This window comes from Amycolatopsis thermophila, assembly GCF_030814215.1.
In the GTDB taxonomy this organism is placed as follows: Bacteria; Actinomycetota; Actinomycetes; order Mycobacteriales; family Pseudonocardiaceae; genus Amycolatopsis_E; species Amycolatopsis_E thermophila.
Map to the genome: position 1 here is coordinate 3417150 of NZ_JAUSUT010000001.1, position 15969 is coordinate 3433118.

The 15969-nt window shown below is 72.2% G+C and carries 11 protein-coding genes; 6 read left to right on the forward strand and 5 right to left on the reverse strand.

The window, feature by feature from the left end; translation table 11 throughout:
- Positions 1-11 precede the first annotated feature (11 nt).
- From FB470_RS16855 to FB470_RS16865, 3 genes are all read left to right on the forward strand, one after another.
- A complete protein-coding gene (locus FB470_RS16855) occupies positions 12-1475 on the forward strand; it encodes an NAD-dependent succinate-semialdehyde dehydrogenase (protein ID WP_306992666.1) in 1464 nt (487 codons plus the stop codon).
- The gene (locus FB470_RS16860; RefSeq protein WP_306992668.1) at positions 1472-2530 is read left to right on the forward strand and encodes a tartrate dehydrogenase; all 1059 of its coding nucleotides are present in this window, start codon (positions 1472-1474) and stop codon (positions 2528-2530) included. Before FB470_RS16855 ends, FB470_RS16860 begins: the two co-directional genes overlap by 4 nt.
- A 129-nt stretch (positions 2531-2659) precedes the next feature.
- Positions 2660-6961, forward strand: coding sequence for a cation-translocating P-type ATPase (locus tag FB470_RS16865; protein WP_306992670.1), 4302 nt, complete (start codon positions 2660-2662; stop codon positions 6959-6961).
- A gap of 9 nt (positions 6962-6970) precedes the next feature.
- On the opposite strand, the gene FB470_RS16870 is transcribed toward FB470_RS16865, so the two are convergent.
- From FB470_RS16870 to FB470_RS16885, 4 genes are all read right to left on the reverse strand, one after another.
- The gene (locus tag FB470_RS16870; protein WP_306992673.1) at positions 6971-7645 is read right to left on the reverse strand and encodes a hypothetical protein; all 675 of its coding nucleotides are present in this window, start codon (positions 7643-7645) and stop codon (positions 6971-6973) included.
- A gap of 90 nt (positions 7646-7735) precedes the next feature.
- On the reverse strand, positions 7736-8401 hold the full coding sequence (locus tag FB470_RS16875; RefSeq protein WP_306992674.1) for a GntR family transcriptional regulator: 666 nt from the start codon (positions 8399-8401) through the stop codon (positions 7736-7738).
- Between the two features lie 3 nt (positions 8402-8404).
- Entirely contained in the window at positions 8405-9121 is a 717-nt protein-coding gene (locus FB470_RS16880; protein ID WP_306992676.1) for a maleate cis-trans isomerase family protein, read from the reverse strand.
- Positions 9122-9164: 43 nt separating this feature from the next.
- Positions 9165-9905 carry a maleate cis-trans isomerase family protein gene (locus FB470_RS16885; RefSeq protein ID WP_306992678.1) on the reverse strand — a complete coding sequence of 247 codons (741 nt, stop codon included), beginning with the start codon at positions 9903-9905 and terminating at the stop codon, positions 9165-9167.
- A gap of 94 nt (positions 9906-9999) precedes the next feature.
- On the opposite strand from FB470_RS16885, the gene FB470_RS16890 reads away from it, so the two are divergent.
- The 3 genes from FB470_RS16890 to FB470_RS16900 all read left to right on the forward strand — a co-directional run bounded on the left by FB470_RS16890 (position 10000) and on the right by FB470_RS16900 (position 13845).
- Entirely contained in the window at positions 10000-10995 is a 996-nt protein-coding gene (locus FB470_RS16890; RefSeq protein WP_306992679.1) for a D-2-hydroxyacid dehydrogenase, read from the forward strand.
- Positions 10996-11004: 9 nt separating this feature from the next.
- Positions 11005-12399 carry an amidase gene (locus tag FB470_RS16895; RefSeq protein WP_306992680.1) on the forward strand — a complete coding sequence of 465 codons (1395 nt, stop codon included), beginning with the start codon at positions 11005-11007 and terminating at the stop codon, positions 12397-12399.
- Between the two features lie 471 nt (positions 12400-12870).
- On the forward strand, positions 12871-13845 hold the full coding sequence (locus tag FB470_RS16900; protein WP_306992682.1) for an aldo/keto reductase: 975 nt from the start codon (positions 12871-12873) through the stop codon (positions 13843-13845).
- A 679-nt stretch (positions 13846-14524) separates the two neighbouring features.
- Here FB470_RS16900 and FB470_RS16905 read toward each other — a convergent pair.
- Positions 14525-15889 carry a WS/DGAT/MGAT family O-acyltransferase gene (locus FB470_RS16905; RefSeq protein WP_306992683.1) on the reverse strand — a complete coding sequence of 455 codons (1365 nt, stop codon included), beginning with the start codon at positions 15887-15889 and terminating at the stop codon, positions 14525-14527.
- Between the last annotated feature and the right edge of the window lie 80 nt (positions 15890-15969).

Below are 15969 nucleotides of genomic sequence, written 5' to 3' on the forward strand. Positions count from 1 at the left end.
CAGGAGGACGGATGGGCGAGCTGACCGAAACGGGTGTCGTGGACACCGTCGGCAAGGAGCTGTTCATCGGCGGGAAGTGGGTCCCGTCGAGCACCGGCAGGACCTTCGCCGTCGAGGACCCGGCCACCGGGCAGGTCCTCTGCGAGGTGGCCGACGCGTCACCGGAGGACGGGAAGGCGGCCCTCGACGCGGCGGTCGCCGCGCAGGCGGACTGGGCGAAGACGCCGCCGCGCGAGCGCAGCGAGATCCTGCGCCGCGCCTACGAGCTGCTCAACGCGCGGGCCGACGAGCTGGCGTTGTTGATGACCCTGGAGATGGGCAAGCCGCTCGCCGAGGCGAAGGGCGAGGTCGCCTACGCCGGCGAGTTCTTCCGCTGGTTCTCCGAGGAGGCCGTGCGCATCGACGGCGGGTACCAGGTCGCGCCCAACGGCGCGGGCCGGTTCCTGGTCACCAAGCAGCCGGTCGGGCCGTGCCTGCTGATCACGCCGTGGAACTTCCCGATGGCGATGGGCGGGCGCAAGATCGGCCCGGCGATCGCGGCCGGCTGCACGATGGTGATCAAGCCGGCCGAGCAGACGCCGCTGTCGATGCTCGCGCTGGCCGCGATCCTCACCGAGGCCGGGCTGCCGGCGGGTGTGCTCAACGTCGTCACCACGAGCGACCCCGGCGGTGTGATGGAGCCGATGATCAAGGACGGCCGCGCGCGCAAGTTGTCGTTCACCGGGTCCACCGCGGTGGGCCGCAAGCTGCTCGAGCAGTGCGCGGACAAGGTGCTGCGCACGTCCATGGAGCTGGGCGGCAACGCGCCGTTCCTGGTGTTCGACGACGCCGACCTGGACGCGGCGGTCGAGGGCGCGATGCAGGCCAAGATGCGCAACATCGGTGAGGCGTGCACCGCGGCCAACCGGTTCTACGTGCAGCGCGGGGTGGCCGACGAGTTCGCCCGCCGCCTGACCGAGCGGATGTCCGCGCTGCCGCTGGGCCGCGGCACCGAGCCGGGCGTGGTGGTCGGCCCGCTGATCGACAACGACGCCGTCGCGAAGGTGACCGAGCTGGTCGCCGACGCGACGCAGCGCGGTGCCAAGGTCCTCACCGGCGGGGCCACTGTGGACGGTCCGGGCAACTTCTACCAGGCCACGGTCCTCACCGACGTCCCGCGCGACGCGCGGATGGCGAGCGAGGAGATCTTCGGCCCGGTCGCGCCGATCAGCGTGTTCGACGACGAGGACGAGGCGGTCGCGGCCGCGAACGACACCGAGTACGGCCTGGTCAGCTACGTCTACACCAACGACCTCAAGCGCGCGCTGCGCGTGTCGGAGTCGCTGGAGGCCGGGATGATCGGCCTCAACCAGGGCATCGTGTCCAACCCGGCGGCGCCGTTCGGCGGGGTCAAGCAGTCCGGGCTCGGACGCGAGGGCGGCACGGTCGGCATCGACGAGTTCCTGGAGACCAAGTACATCGCGGTGAGCCTGTGAACGACTACCGCATCGCGAGCATCCCCGGTGACGGCATCGGTGTCGACGTCACCGCTGAGGCTCGCAAGGCCCTCGACCGGGCGGGCGAACTGCACGGCTTCGGTCTGGAGTGGACGGAGTTCGACTGGAGCTGCGAGCGCTACCTCGCCACCGGCAGCATGATGCCGGAGGACGGGATCGAGCGGCTGCGGCCGTTCGACGGGATCCTGCTCGGCGCGGTCGGGTTCCCCGGCGTGCCGGACCACGTGTCGCTGTGGGGTCTGCTGATCCCGATCCGGCGCGCGTTCCGGCAGTACGTGAACCTGCGGCCGGTGCGGCTGCTGCCCGGCACCAAGTCGGTGCTCGCCGGGCGCGAGGCCGACGAGCTGGAGATGGTGATCGTCCGGGAGAACACCGAGGGCGAGTACTCGCAGATCGGCGGGCGGCACAACCCGGGGCAGCCGGGCGAGTTCGCGCTGCAGGAGTCGATCTTCACGCGCGTCGGCGTCGAGCGGATCATCCGGTTCGCCTTCGAGCTGGCGAAGACCCGCACCGGACGGGTCACCTCGGCGACGAAGTCGAACGGCATCATCCACACGATGCCGTTCTGGGACGAGGTGTTCGCCGAGGTCGCCGCGGAGTACCCGGACGTCCACAGTGAACAGGCGCACATCGACGCTCTGGCCGCCCGCATGGTGCAGCACCCGGACCGGCTCGACGTCGTGGTCGGCTCGAACCTGTTCGGCGACATCCTCAGCGACCTGGCGGCGGCCGTGACCGGCGGGCTGGGCATGGCGCCCTCGGGCAACGTCAACCCGCCGGGCGAGTTCCCGTCGATGTTCGAGGCGGTGCACGGCAGCGCGCCGGACATCGCGGGGCAGGGCATCGCGAACCCGGTGGCGCAGATCCTGGCGGCGGCGATGATGCTCGACCACCTCGGCGAGAAGCAGGCCGCCGCGGCGGTGCACACCGCGGTCGAGCAGGTGCTGGCCGCGGGCGAGGTGGCCACACCCGATCTGGGCGGCAAGTCCACGACCGCCGAGCTGGGCGCCGCCATCACCGCCGCGCTCGCCTGACCCGCCGTCCCGCGGCCGCGTTTCGCGGCCGCGGGACGGAAATCCGGGTCCGACCTGCGACCGGACGCATATCTTCACCTGGAACGGGCAACCCCAGGCACCGGTGACGTCAAGGTGCGGGAGTGGTTCATGGAGTTGCTGGGTGTGCGCGTGCCCGGTCCGGGGTCGGTGGTCAAGGGGCTGGCGGGGGCCGTGCTGTCTCCGTTGAGCCGTCCCCGGCGTCGCGTCTGGTCGTGTCCCGGGCGGCTGCACATCGAGGCGCACGGGGTGCACGGACCGGGCGGTGAGGCCGTCGCGCAGCGCATCGAACAGGCCGTGCAGACGCACCCGGGGGTCGCCTGGGCGCGGGTGAACGCCCCTTCGTCACGGGTGATCATCGGCGTGTCCGATCCGGCTCCGGACAGCGACGAGCTGATCCGCGTCGTCGAGCGGGCCGAGACCGAACCGGACGGTGTCGGCGAGGAACTCACCGAGGACGAGCTGCACCACCCCGCCGACGGTCTGCGCGGCACGCGCCTGCTGCCCACCCTCGCGGCCGACACCCTGGGCCTGGGCCTGTCGCTGATCACCCGGGTCGCCCCGTGGGCGCCGATCCCGACCGAGATCGCGGCCCTGCCCAACGTCGTCGACCTGCATCCGAAGCTGCGCAGGCTCTTCGCCGAGCGGATCGGCGGCCGGGAGAAGGCCGACACCGCGACGTCGGCGGCCGGCGCGTTCGCGCAGGGACTGGCCTCCGGGGGCGAGGGCACGATCGTCGACATCCTGCAGCGCGCCGAGCAGTGGCGCGAGGCCCGCGCGCACGAGCGGCTGTGGTGCCAGGCCGAGAGCCGGCTGATCCACGGCCCGGAAGACGCCGCGGCCGGCCCGGTCGTCGTCGAACGGCCACGGGAAATCCCGGACGGCCCGGTGGAAAAGTACGAGCAGCGCATCCTGAACCTGGGCGCCGCCGCGGCCGCCGTCTCACTGCCGTTCGCGCGCCCGCGCCGGGCGATCGGCATCGGGCTGGCCGCCCTGCCGAAGGCCGCCGAGGCCGGGCGCACCGCGTTCGGCTCGCGCCTGGGCCGGGTGCTGGCCACCGAGGGCGTGCTGGTGATGGACCGCAGCGTGCTGCGCCGCCTGGACGCGATCGACACGCTGGTCCTCGACGAGCAGGCCTTCGACACCGGCCGGATGGTCCTGGGCGACCTCATCCCGCTCGGCGACGGCGACAACCGCGACCTGGTCGAACGCGCTTGGCAGCTGTTCGACGCGCACACCCCGTCCAAGGTGCACGAAGACGACGGGTGGCGGCTCGGCCCGCTCGACGAACTGGGCGTGGACGAGGGCGCGCACGAACGCGAGCAGCTGGAGAAGCGCGGCGCCGCCGCGGTCCTCGGCCTGGTGCACCACCAGCGGCTCGCCGCGGTCCTCGGACTGGGCAGGCAGGTGCCGCCGGGCGTGGCCGCGGTGATCGCCGCTGCCCGGCGGACCGGCGTCGAGGTCGTCAGCGCCAACGGCGGGCACGCCGCGTTCGAGGCCGACCGGGCGATGCCCGGCGGCGAGCGCCTCGTGTCGACCGTGCGGGAGCTGCAGGGCGAGGACCGCGTCGTGATGCTGGTGTCCGGCAACCGCCGCGCGCTCGGCGCCGCCGACTGCGGCATCGGCACGCAGCGCCCCGGCGACCTGCCGCCGTGGGGAGCGCACCTGCTGATCGGCGAGGAGGTCGGGGTGGCGGCACTGGTCGTCGACGCCATCTCCGCCTCGCGCGAGGTCAACCGCGACAGCATCTGGCTCGCCCAGGGCGCGAGCGGGGTCGGTGCCGTCAGCGCGCTGCAGCCCGGCCGGCGCAGCCCGGCGAACCGCAGCATGCGCGCGGTCAACCTGGGCGCCGCGGTCGCGCTGGCCAACGCGCACCGCCGCGCGAAGCGGCTCGCCGAGCGCGACACGACCCTCGCCGGGGACACCGCGCCCTGGCACCTGATGCCGGTGGACGTCGTGCTCGACCACCTCGACACCGACTCCGACGGCCTGTCCGACGACGCCGCGCAGCGCCGCGCCAAGGTCCGTGGCACCGGCAGCGGCGGCCGGACCAGCCTGATGCAGGCGTTCATCAACGAGCTGTCCAACCCGCTCACCCCGGTCCTGATCGGCGGTGCCGCGCTGTCCGCCTCGGTCGGGTCGCCGGTGGACGCCGCCCTGGTCGCCGGGATCACCGGCGTGTCCGCGCTGGTCGGCAGCTTCCAGCAGGTCCACACCGAGAAGCAGCTGGCCGACCTGCTGAGCCGGTCGGCGATCAGCACGACCGTGGTCCGCGACGGCCGGGAACGCGTGGTCAGCGCGGACGACCTGGTGCCGGGTGACGTCATCAGGGTGACCTCCGGTGACGTGGTGCCCGCCGACTGCCGGCTGCTCGAGGCCGACGGCGTCGAGGCGGACGAGTCGTCGCTGACCGGTGAGTCGCTGCCGGTGGCCAAGGACCCGGCGCCGGTGATCGCCGCCGACATCGCCGAGCGCGCGTCCATGCTCTACGAGGGCACGACGATCGCGGTGGGGGAGGCCCGCGCGATCGTGGTGGCGACCGGTGCGGACACCGAGGCCGGCCGCAGCATGGCGATGGCCAGGGAGAACGCGCCGGTCACCGGTGTCGAGACCCGGCTGGCGGAACTGACGTCGAAGTCGATGCCGCTCGCGATCGGCTCGGCCGCCGCGGTCGCCGGCGCCGGGCTGCTGCGCCGGGTGCCGATCCGGGAGAGCCTGTCCGCGGCGGTGAACCTGGCCGTCGCGTCGGTCCCGGAGGGGCTGCCGTTCCTGGTCAGCGCGGCGCAGCTGGCCGCGGCGCGCCGTCTGGCCGAGCACAACGCACTGGTCCGCAACCCGCGCAGCATCGAGGCGCTGGGCCGCGTCGACGTGCTGTGCTTCGACAAGACCGGGACGCTGACCGAGGGCACGCTGACTGTCCACGAGGTGGACAACGGGCGCACGCGCCGGAAGATCGAGGAACTCGACGACGGCACCGAGCCGGTGCTGCTCGCCGCGCTGCGGGCGACCCCGCAGGCCGACGACCCGTCCGACCTGCCGCACGCCACCGACCGCGCGATCGTCGAGGGTGCGCGCCGGGTCTCCGTCGACACCGACGGCTGGGAGCTGGTCGACGCGGTGCCGTTCGAGCCGTCGCGCGGCTACCACGCTTCGCTGATGCGGGGCGGCGACGGTCTGGTGCTCAGCGTCAAGGGCGCGCCGGAAGCGGTGCTGCCGCGGTGCGACCTGGACGAGGGCCGCCGCCGGAAGCTGGCCGGGCGGATGCACAAGCTGGCCAGGTCCGGGCAGCGCGTGCTCGCGGTCGCGGAGTCCACACCGGACAGTGCGACCCTCGACGAGGATTCCGTGCGGGGCCTGCGGTTCAAGGGTTTCGTCGCGATCGCCGACCCGGTGCGCGGCAGCGCGGCGGCCGCGGCGGCGGACCTGCGGGCGGCCGGCGTGCAGATCGTGATGATCACCGGCGACCACCCCGACACCGGTGAGGCGATCGCGGGCGAGGTCAGCGAGGACGGCGCCGAACTGCACGTCGTGACCGGCGCCGAGCTGGACGCGATGGACGACGAACAGCTCGCGTCGACGCTCGAGACGGTCGACGTGGTGGCCCGCTGCAGTCCGGCGCAGAAGGTGCGGATCATCAAGGCCTACCAGAAGCACGGCCACACGGTCGCGATGACCGGCGACGGTGCGAACGACGCGCCCGCGATCCGGCTCGCGGACGTCGGGATCGCGCTGGGCGGGCACGGCGCCCCGGCCGCGCGGGCCGCGGCCGACCTCGTGGTGACCGACGACCGGCTGGAGACGATCATCGCGGCGCTCGTCGAGGGCCGGGCGATGTGGGCGTCGGTGCGCGAGGCGCTGGCGATCCTGCTCGGCGGGAACCTCGGTGAGATCGGGTTCAGCGTGCTGGGCGCGACGCTGACGGGCCGCTCGCCGTTGGGTGCGCGTCAGTTCCTGCTGGTCAACCTGCTGACCGACCTGGCGCCGGCGCTGGCGATCGCGTTGCGGCGGCCCGAGGACGGGGCGGACCTGCTGCGTGAGGGCCCGGAGAGTTCGCTGGGCAAGCGGCTGCAGAAGGACATCGGTGTGCGGGCCGGGGTGACGACCCTCGGCGCGACCACCGCGTGGACGCTGGCGCGCGCGACGGGCCGCCGGCGCCGGGCGAGCACGGTCGCGCTGGCCGGGCTGGTCGGGACGCAGCTGGGGCAGACGCTCGTGACGGGCGGGCTGAACCGGTCGGTGCTGGCGACGTCGCTCGGGTCGGTGGCCCTGCTCGCGGCCGTGATCCAGACGCCGGGCGTGAGCCAGTTCTTCGGCTGCACACCGCTCGGCCCGGTCGGCTGGGGGATGGCGCTGGGCAGCGCGGGCGCGGCGACGGTGGCCGGCGTGCTGGTGGGGCGGGCCATCGAGGAGTGACAGCCCGGCTCACGACCCGCGCTGGAGGCCGCTCGCCAAGGAGAGTGCGACCAGCTGGACGAGCTGGCCGGTGCTTTCCCGGTCGGACTGGCGAGTGATGACGTGGTGCGTGATCTCCGCGGCCGCGGCCAGGTCGCCGCGGGATTCGAGCACGAAGCAGTGGTAGATGCCGTACTCGCCGACGATGCAGTACGCGGCCGAAGCGTCGACCCCGGGGGCGGGCGGCAGGTCGACCTGGTCGATCTTCCCGGTGCCCACGTCCGCGCGGCAGCCCTGGGCGGACTTCGCGTCGGTCACCGCATCGGCGCCGGTGACCCCGTGGTACTGGACGGTCAGCTCGTCCAGGCTGTAGTCCTCGCTCCGCCAGGTCGCCTGCTCGGCGCGCACGATGTCGGCGTCGGTGCCCAGCGGTTCCGTGCACTGGGTGATGAGGGCGTACTTCCGGTTCTCCGACTCGATGACCGAGATCGGCCCGGTGACGCGGTCGAGGCCGAAGGCGGTGCCCTCGTCCTCGGTCAGGATGGTGGCCGCGAGCCGCTCCTGGTCGGAGGGCTTCGGCAGGGCGGACGTCGCCGCCGGCGCGGGTGCCGGCTCCGGCTCCGGTGCGGCCGCTGTACAGGCCGACAGGGCGAGAACCCCCGCCGCGACGAGCACCAGCGAGCGGCGCGTGGAGTGGTCAGACACGGATGAGGGCCTCTTCCACGATCAGGGGTTCCCGCGCGACACGCGGACAACCCGAGATCGTCTCAACCCGATCTTCCGTTACCGGGCAGATCAGGTGTACAGGCTGGTCCCCGGCGCGAGGCGCTGCACCGCGTCCTCCATGTGCGCCTCCAGCAACGTCACCGCCAGCTCCTCGTCACCGGCGGCGATCGCCTCCGCGATGCGCTTGTGCTCGGTCACGCGCTCCTCGTTGGTCGCGTACGTCCGGTGCAGCGCGGACAGGCACATGCGCGTCTCGATCAGCAGCGTCCGCGCCATGCGGCCGAGCCGTTTGCTGCCGGAGGCGGCCACCAGCTCCTCGTGGAACCGGACGTCGGCCTCGGACACCGCGTCGTCGTCGGCCGCGGTGGCCATGTCCTCGACCGCGGTCATCAGCCGCAGCGCCACCGGCTCGCCCTCACCGCGCCGCAGCACCTGGACCACCGCGGCCCGTTCGACCGCGAACCGCGCCGAGTAGATGTCGTGCACGTCGTCCGGTTCGAGGTCGATGACGAACAGCCCGCGGTGTCGTTCGCTGCGCAGCAGGCCCTCCGACACCAGCCGCTGCATCGCCTCGCGCAGCGGGCCGCGGGACACCTGGAACCGGCCGGCCAGCTCGGTCTCACCGAGCTGCGTGCCCGGCGCGAACGTGCCGTTCATGATCGCCTCGCGGAGCTGCCGCGCGATGATCGACGCCGTCGACTCCCGGCTCACCGGTTCGAGGTCGGTCAGGGCCATGGTTCACCTGCTTTCGCCGAACAGCCTGCCCAGCCGTTCGCACCGGGGCACCTGGCCGGTCAGCCGGAGCCCTTCCCAGATCGTCACCTGGTTCGCGGTGAGCACGGGCTTGCCCAGCCGCTCTTCGATCGCGCCGAGCACGCCGAGCGTGCGCATCGCGGTGTCGGGGACCAGGACGGCGTCCGCCGCCGGGTGATCATGCGCCACGGCCAGCTCGACCACCGCCTCGGGGCTCAGCCTGCCGACCTCGGCGGCGGTGTCGATGTCCTCGCTCGACATGGCCACCACCTCGATGCCGCCCGCGTCGAGGAACTCCACGAACAGCTTCGCCACGTCGTCCGGGTAGCTCGCGGCCACCGACACGCGCTTGAGCCCGAGCGCCTGCGCGGCCCGGACGAACGCGAACGACGTGCTCGAGGCCGGCTTGCCGGCGGCCGCCGACAGCTTCTCCACCTGCTCGTGCGCGCCCTGCCAGCGGTAGACGAAGCTGCCGCTGGTGCAGGCCCACACCACCGCGTCGGGTTCGTGCTCGGCCAGCAGCCGGGCGCCCTCGGCCAGCCGCTGCTCACTGCCCAGGTCGAGCAGTTCGGGCACGGCGTGCAGGTCGGTGCCGTAGATGTGCTCGACCGGCAGCGCGATGCCGCCCCCCAGCAGCTCCTCGGCGAACGGGTAGTCGTCCTCCGCGGCGTGGTCCGGGTAGATGAAGCCGACGGTCGTCATGCACCAACCTCCTCAGATTGTCAACAATCCTACATTATCGGGTTCAGGACACTTCGCGCAGCCATTTGCCGGGTCCGACGATGGGCAGCTCCATGCGTCTCAGGCAAGCCCACATGGTGAGCTGGTTCGCGGTCAGCACGGGCTTGCCCAGGGCCACCTCCAACGGTTCGATCACGTCGTAGGTCGGCAGGTTCGTGCAGCTCACGAAGATCGCTTCGGCGTCCGGGTGGTCGGCGCCGAGGATGCGCTCCGCGATGGTCCGGTAGCTGACCTTCCAGATGCCGCCACCCAGTCCGAGGTGGTCGCTGGACACCGTCTCCACGCCGAGTTCGGCCAGGAACGCGTGCAGGCTCTGCGTCAGGTCCGCGTCGTAGGGGGTGATCACCGCGACCTTGCCGACGTCGAGCAGCTGCAGCACCTCGGCCAGCGCGCCCGACGTGGTGACCGCGTCCGGCGCACCGGCGTCGCAGATCGCCTTGCACAGCGAGCGTTCGTAGTCGAGGCCGTTGACGAAGCTGCCCGACGTGCACAGGTAGGCGACCACCTCCGGCTCGACGTGCAGCACGTCGCGCGTCGCCGCGGCCAGGTGCTGGTGGTTGCTCACCAGCTGGGCCATTTCCATGCTGACCGGCACGGGCTCGTACGGGGTGCGGGCGAGGTGCAGCGACACCTCCATCGGGATCCAGCGCCAGAGCTCGCGCTCCAGCGCGAGGTCGAAGGGGGCGATGACTCCGATGCCTCGCTGTGCCAGTGGCCCGTCGAAGACAGGGAAGTCGAAATCCAAGGCTCAGCCTCCGAAGGACGTACATGAAGGGAAGCCTCCGGGGTGGCTCCTCGGATTGTTGACAATCATACGACCGGCTCCTACCGTGTCAACGGTGATCGGCACGGAGAAACCGGTACTGGCGGTACTGTGCGGTGACGGCCAGGCCCGGGACCTCACCGCATCACCTGCCATGCAGGGCATCGAATCGACCGCGGTCGTGCGTTACACCGGCGAGGCCGGACTCGCGGACGCGCTGCGGGATGCGGATGTCCTTTTTGTCCACGACTTCCTTTCCCGCGCGGTCCCGGACGCCTGGCACGCCGCGAACCGCCTCCGCTGGCTGCACATCGCCAGCGCCGGGGTCGATCCCGTGATGTTCCCGGGCATGCGGGACAGCGACGTCGTGCTCACCAACTCGCGGGGCGTGTTCGACGACTCGATCGCCGAATACGTCCTGGGCGTGATCCTCACCTTCGCCAAGGACCTGCACGGATCACTCGACCTGCAGCGCGAACGCCGCTGGCAGCACCGGGAGAGCGAGCGGATCGCCGGCCGCTCGGTGCTCGTCGTGGGCACCGGGCCGATCGGCCGCGCCATCGCGCGGATGCTGCGTGCGGTCGGGATGACCGTGTCCGGCGCCGGCCGCCGCGCCCGCGAGGGCGACCCCGACTTCGGCACCGTCCACGCCTCGGCCGAGCTGGCCGGCCACCTGCCCGCCTACGACTACGTCGTCGCCGTCGCGCCCCTGACCGAGGAGACCAAGGGCATGTTCGACGCCGCCGCGTTCGCCGCGATGAAGCCGACCGCGCGGTTCGTCAACGTCGGCCGGGGCGAGCTGGTGGTCACCGGCGACCTCATCGAGGCGCTGCGGTCCGGCGCGCTCGCCGGTGCCGCGCTCGACGTGTTCGACACCGAACCGCTGCCGTCGGACAGTCCGTTGTGGACCATGAAGAACGTGCTCGTCTCGCCGCACATGTCGGGTGACTTCGTCGGGTGGCGGGACACGCTGGTCGAGGTGTTCGCGGACAACTTCGCCCGCTGGCAGACTGGCGCCCCGCTTCGTAATGTCGTGGACAAGCAGCTGGGGTACGTGCCGTCGGATCGGTGAGGAGTCACCATGAGCACCCTGTTGACGGCGAGTGAGCTGGTCGCCGCCTATTCCACCGGCGAGATCAGCCCGGTGGAGGCGACCGAGGCGGCGCTGCGCTCCATCGAGGAGCGCGACGGGGAGTGCAACGCGTTCTGCCTGGTCGATCCCGAGGTGGCCCGCGACGGCGCGAAGGCGTCGGAGACCCGGTGGCGCGAGGGCAACCCGATCGGCTCGCTGGACGGGGTGCCGACCTCGATCAAGGACATGTTCCTCACGCAGGGCTGGCCGACCCTGCGCGGGTCGACGTGCATCGACCGCGACCAGCCGTGGGACGTGGACAGCCCGGTCACCGCGCGGCTGCGGGAGAACGGCCTGGTCCTGCTCGGCAAGACCACCACGCCCGAGCTCGCGTGGAAGGGCGTCACGGACAACGCGCTGACCGGCGTCACCCGCAACCCGTGGAACCCGGCGAAGACGCCGGGCGGGTCGAGCGGCGGGAGCGCGGCGGCCGTCGCGGCCGGGATGGGCGAGCTGTCGGTGGGGACGGACGGTGGCGGGTCCGTGCGGATCCCCGCGTCGTTCTGCGGGATCGTCGGGCTGAAGCCGACGTACGGCCGGATTCCGCTGTACCCGGCGAGCCCGTTCGGTGCGCTGTCGCACGCCGGGCCGATGGCGCGGTCGGTGTCGGACGTCGCGTTGATGCTCGACGTGCTGGCCCTGCCCGACCACCGCGACCCGGCCGCGCTGGAGCCGCCGCTGGGCGCCTACCGCGAGGCGGTGCGCCGGGACGTGCGCGGCCTGTACGCGGCGTTCTCGCCGACCCTCGGGTGGGCCACCGTCGACCCGGAGGTGCGGCGGATCGTGACCGAGGCGGTCACGGCGCTGGACGAGGCCGGGCTGCGGGTCGAGGAGGCCGACCCCGGCTTCGGCGACCCGCGGGAGGCCTTCGACGTGCTCTGGTCGGCCGGCGCGGCGCAGTGGCTGAACACCTTTCCACCCGGAGCCGAGGCGAAGATCGACCCGGGGCTGCGGAAGGTGTGGGAGAAGGGCCGGACGTACTCGGCGGCGGACTACCTGGACGCCAACGCCGAGCGCGCGTCGCTGGGCATCCTCATGGGCGAGTTCCACACCCGCTTCGACGTGCTGATCACCCCGACGGTCGCCGTCCCGCCGTTCGAGGCCGGGTTCGACGTGCCACCGGGCAGCGGTATGACCGGCTGGCCGGACTGGACGCCCTTCACGTACCCGTTCAACATGACCCAGCAGCCCGCGATCAGCGTTCCGGCCGGGTTCACCGCCGACGGGCTGCCGGTCGGGTTGCAGATCGTCGGGCCGCGGCACTCGGACGACCTGGTGCTGGCCGTGGCGCGGCTGGTGGAAGAGGTCCGTCCCTGGCCGACCGACCGGCCCGCGGGGCGCTGACGTTCCTCCGGCTTGCGTTGGTGGGGGAGGTCGGTTGTTCGCTGACCGGCGGGTCCGCGGGGTGCTGAGGCTTCTCCGTCTTCCGCTCGCGGGGCCCTGAGGTGTCACCGGCTTGCCTTGGCGAAGGAGGCCGGTTGTTCCCTGACTGCCGGGTCCGCGGGGTGCTGAGGGTCCGGCGTCTTCGGCTCGCGCGGCGCTGAGGTGTCGCCGGCTTGCCTTGGCGGAGGAGGTCGGTTGTTCGCTGACCGGCGGGTCCGCGGGGTGCTGAGGGTTCGCCGTCTTCCGCTCGCGCGGCGATGAATGGTCCCTTCGCGGCCGCGCGAGTGGGATCCTCGCGCCGGTGTGGTCCCCAGGCTTTCGTGGATTCCCCCTGGTTGCGAGCGTTTTTGCTTGTCCACAGAGGACTGACGCGGGTTGTGCCGTCAGCTGTTCCGCGATGCACAGCCCGGTCGCGTGTGCTGTGCTGGAGGCATGCGTACAACGACTTTGGGCAAGAGCGGGCTCGACGTCTCCCGGATCGCGTTCGGCACCTGGCAGCTGGGCGGCGACTGGGGGTCCTTCGACGAGGACGCGGCGGTCCAGGCCATCCGGCACGCGCGCGAGTTGGGCGTCAACTTCTTCGACACCGCGCAGGCCTACGGGTTCGGCAAGTCCGAGGCGCTGCTCGGGCGCGCCCTGCGTGACGAGCTCAGACGTGACCGCGACAGCCTGGTGATCGCCACCAAGGGCGGCATCAACCCGGGCACCGGCCGCCCGCGCGACGCCCGCCGCGAGTGGCTGCGCAAGGGTGTCGAGGAGAGCCTGCGCCACCTGGATCTCGACCACATCGACCTGTACCAGGTGCACTGGCCCGATCCGGACACCCCGGCCGAGGAGACGGCCTCGGCACTGCAGGAGCTGGTCGACGAGGGCAAGATCCGCCACGTCGGGGTGTCCAACTACGACACCGCGCAGCTCGCCGAGTTCGACCGGACCCGCCCGGTGGAGACGCTGCAGCCGCCGTATCACCTGCTGCGCCGCGCCATCGAGGACGACCCGCTGCCGTACTGCCGGGAACACGACATCGGGGTGCTCGTCTACAGCCCGCTCGGCAGCGGCCTGCTCACCGGTTCGCTCACCCCGCGAAGCACGTTCGAGGAGGGCGACTGGCGGGCGCAGTCGAGCGCCTTCCAGGGCGCGAACCTGCAGAAGAACCTCGAGGTCGTGGAGCAGCTGAAGAACTTCGCGGCCGAGAAGGGCGCCACCGTCAGCCGGCTCGCGATCGCGTGGACGCTGCACCAGCCGGGCGTGCACGTCGCCATAGTCGGCGCCCGCCGGGCGAAGAACATCGAGGACAGTGTCGGCGCCGCGGAACTCGACCTCACCGACGATGACCTTGAGCGCATCGAGGAGATCACAGCGCACGGCGTGCAGGTCGAGGGCGCCAGCCCGGAAGGCGTCGCCTAGCCCCCCGCGGCGACGGGCCACGCGGAGTCCCGCGACCTGCCTCGCATCAGGCACGGGACCACACCGCGATTTGCCGGGCACCGTAGTGCGCGCCCGGCACCGTGGTTCAGCGGGCACGATGGCTCGCCCCGCACTGCGGCCTGCGCCGAGCCGTGATGCATCCGGCGCGTGGCCCGCCTCGGGCGGTGGCGACCCGGCGCGGTGGTGCGCCCGGCACCATGGCTCGCCCGGCACCATGGCTCGCTCCGCGCAGCGATCGGCCCCACCGCAGTTTCCCCCGGATCGTGGTTCACCCCGCACTTCGGGTCGCCCCGCACTGAGGTCGGCCCGGGACGGTGGTTCCCCAGCGCCGTGGGCCGCCGCCGTGGCCTACCCCGCGCCGTGGGACCCGCCCCGTGGTTCGCTCAGCACGGTGTATCGCTCCGCAGCCGCCCCGCCCGGTATGCCCCGGCACCGCGGCTGGCCCCGCACCGTGAGACGCCGCACGGTATGCCGCGCACCGCGACTTGCCTCGCACCGAGGGCCGCCCCCCGCCCAGCACCATGTGCCGCCTCGCACCACGGCCCGCCGCTCCCCGGCCGCGCTCCAGCCCTCGCCGGCCAGCTCGCTCCAGCCTTCGACGGCCGGCGCGCTCCTGCCCTCGACGGCTAGCGCGCACCGCCGCTCGCGGCGCGGCCACCTACCGGGCCGCGAACTCCAGCTCCTCGAGCGCGGTGTCCAGGTGCGTCAGGATGCGCTGGAGGTGCGGCACCGAGCGGCGGCAGCCGGTGATGCCGAAGTCGAGGTTGTCGCCGCTGTTGGTCAGCGTGATGTTGAGCGCCTGACCGTCCAGCAGCACCGACGCGGGGTAGATGCCGTCGAGTTTGGCGCCGTTCCAGTACATCTGCGTGCGCGGGCCGGGCACGTTGGAGATCACCAGGTTGAACGGCGGGCGCGTGTTGTTGACGACGCCCGGGATCGGCGACACGCCCAGCTGCGCCACGTTGATGCCGGACAGCAGCAGCGCCTGCAGCGGGGTCAGCTCCTTGAAGATCCGCTTCGCGTCGCGCATGGACTGGTGGATCGTCATCAGTCGCTTCGCCGGGTCGGACTGGTCGGTGCCCAGGTTGCACAGCACCGCGCCGATCTGGTTGCCCGACGTCTCGCCGATGTCGGCCGGCTTGCGCATCGACACCGGCACCATCGCGACCAGCGGCGCGTCGGGCAGGGCGCGCTGCTCGATGAGGTAGTCCCGCAGGGCGCCGGCGCACATCGCGAGCACCACGTCGTTGCGGGAGGTGCCGGTGGCGGTCGCGATCGCGCGCACCCGCTTGAGCGGCCAGGACTGCGCGGCGAACCGGCGTGCACCGCCGATCGGCACGTTGAAGATCGTCCTCGGGGCCTGCATCGGCAGCAGCAGGGTGTGCTCGCGGAACGCCTCGCGGGCCACCTTCGCCGCCGCCGGGGCCATCCCCGCGAGCTGCTTGACCGAGCTGGTGCCCAGACGCAGCAGCGACCGGGCGTTGCGCGGCGGCTTGCCACCCTGCATCTTGCGCGAGCCCCACGGCGGCGGGCAGCTGCGGTCGTCCGGGTCGTCGGACAGCGTGCCCTGCAGGTGCCGCAGCGCCGAGACGCCGTCCATCAGCGCGTGGTGCACCTTGCTATACATCCCGAAGCGGCCGTCCTGCAGCCCTTCGACCAGGTGGATCTCCCACAGCGGGCGGTGGCGGTCGAGCAGCGTGCTGTGCCAGCGGGAGGTGAGTTCCAGCAGTTCCCGGATGCGACCGGGGTAGGGCAGCGCGGAGTGCCGGAAGTGGTAGTCGAGGTCGAGGTCGTCGTCGTGGGCCCAGGCCGCGTAACCGAGCGTGTTCACCGGGCGCGCGACCCGCTGCCGGAACAGCGGGCGGACATCGGTGTTCTTGACCAGGTCTTCACGCAGGCTTCGGAGGTAGGTGTGGTCGGCGCCCTCGGGCGTCTGGAACAGTTGCAGGCCGCCCACGTGCATCGGGTGCTCGCGGCTTTCCACCAGCAGGAACATGGAGTCGGTAAAAGGCATCAACGGCATTCGGTGACCACCTCTCCGGTCCAGGGCGGATCTGCGCCCAGGGTCATTGAGTCTACGCGTACTGCTACCGCCCGGAAGAC

Bases quoted from the DNA above. Each gene is read 5' to 3' on its own strand.
- FB470_RS16905 (WP_306992683.1), bottom strand. From the start codon at position 15,889: ATGCCGTTGATGCCTTTTACCGACTCCATGTTCCTGCTGGTGGAAAGC.
- FB470_RS16875 (WP_306992674.1), bottom strand. From the start codon at position 8,401: ATGGCCCTGACCGACCTCGAACCGGTGAGCCGGGAGTCGACGGCGTCG.
- FB470_RS16855 (WP_306992666.1), top strand. From the start codon at position 12: ATGGGCGAGCTGACCGAAACGGGTGTCGTGGACACCGTCGGCAAGGAG.
- FB470_RS16900 (WP_306992682.1), top strand. From the start codon at position 12,871: ATGCGTACAACGACTTTGGGCAAGAGCGGGCTCGACGTCTCCCGGATC.
- FB470_RS16895 (WP_306992680.1), top strand. From the start codon at position 11,005: ATGAGCACCCTGTTGACGGCGAGTGAGCTGGTCGCCGCCTATTCCACC.
- FB470_RS16865 (WP_306992670.1), top strand. From the start codon at position 2,660: ATGGAGTTGCTGGGTGTGCGCGTGCCCGGTCCGGGGTCGGTGGTCAAG.
- FB470_RS16880 (WP_306992676.1), bottom strand. From the start codon at position 9,121: ATGACGACCGTCGGCTTCATCTACCCGGACCACGCCGCGGAGGACGAC.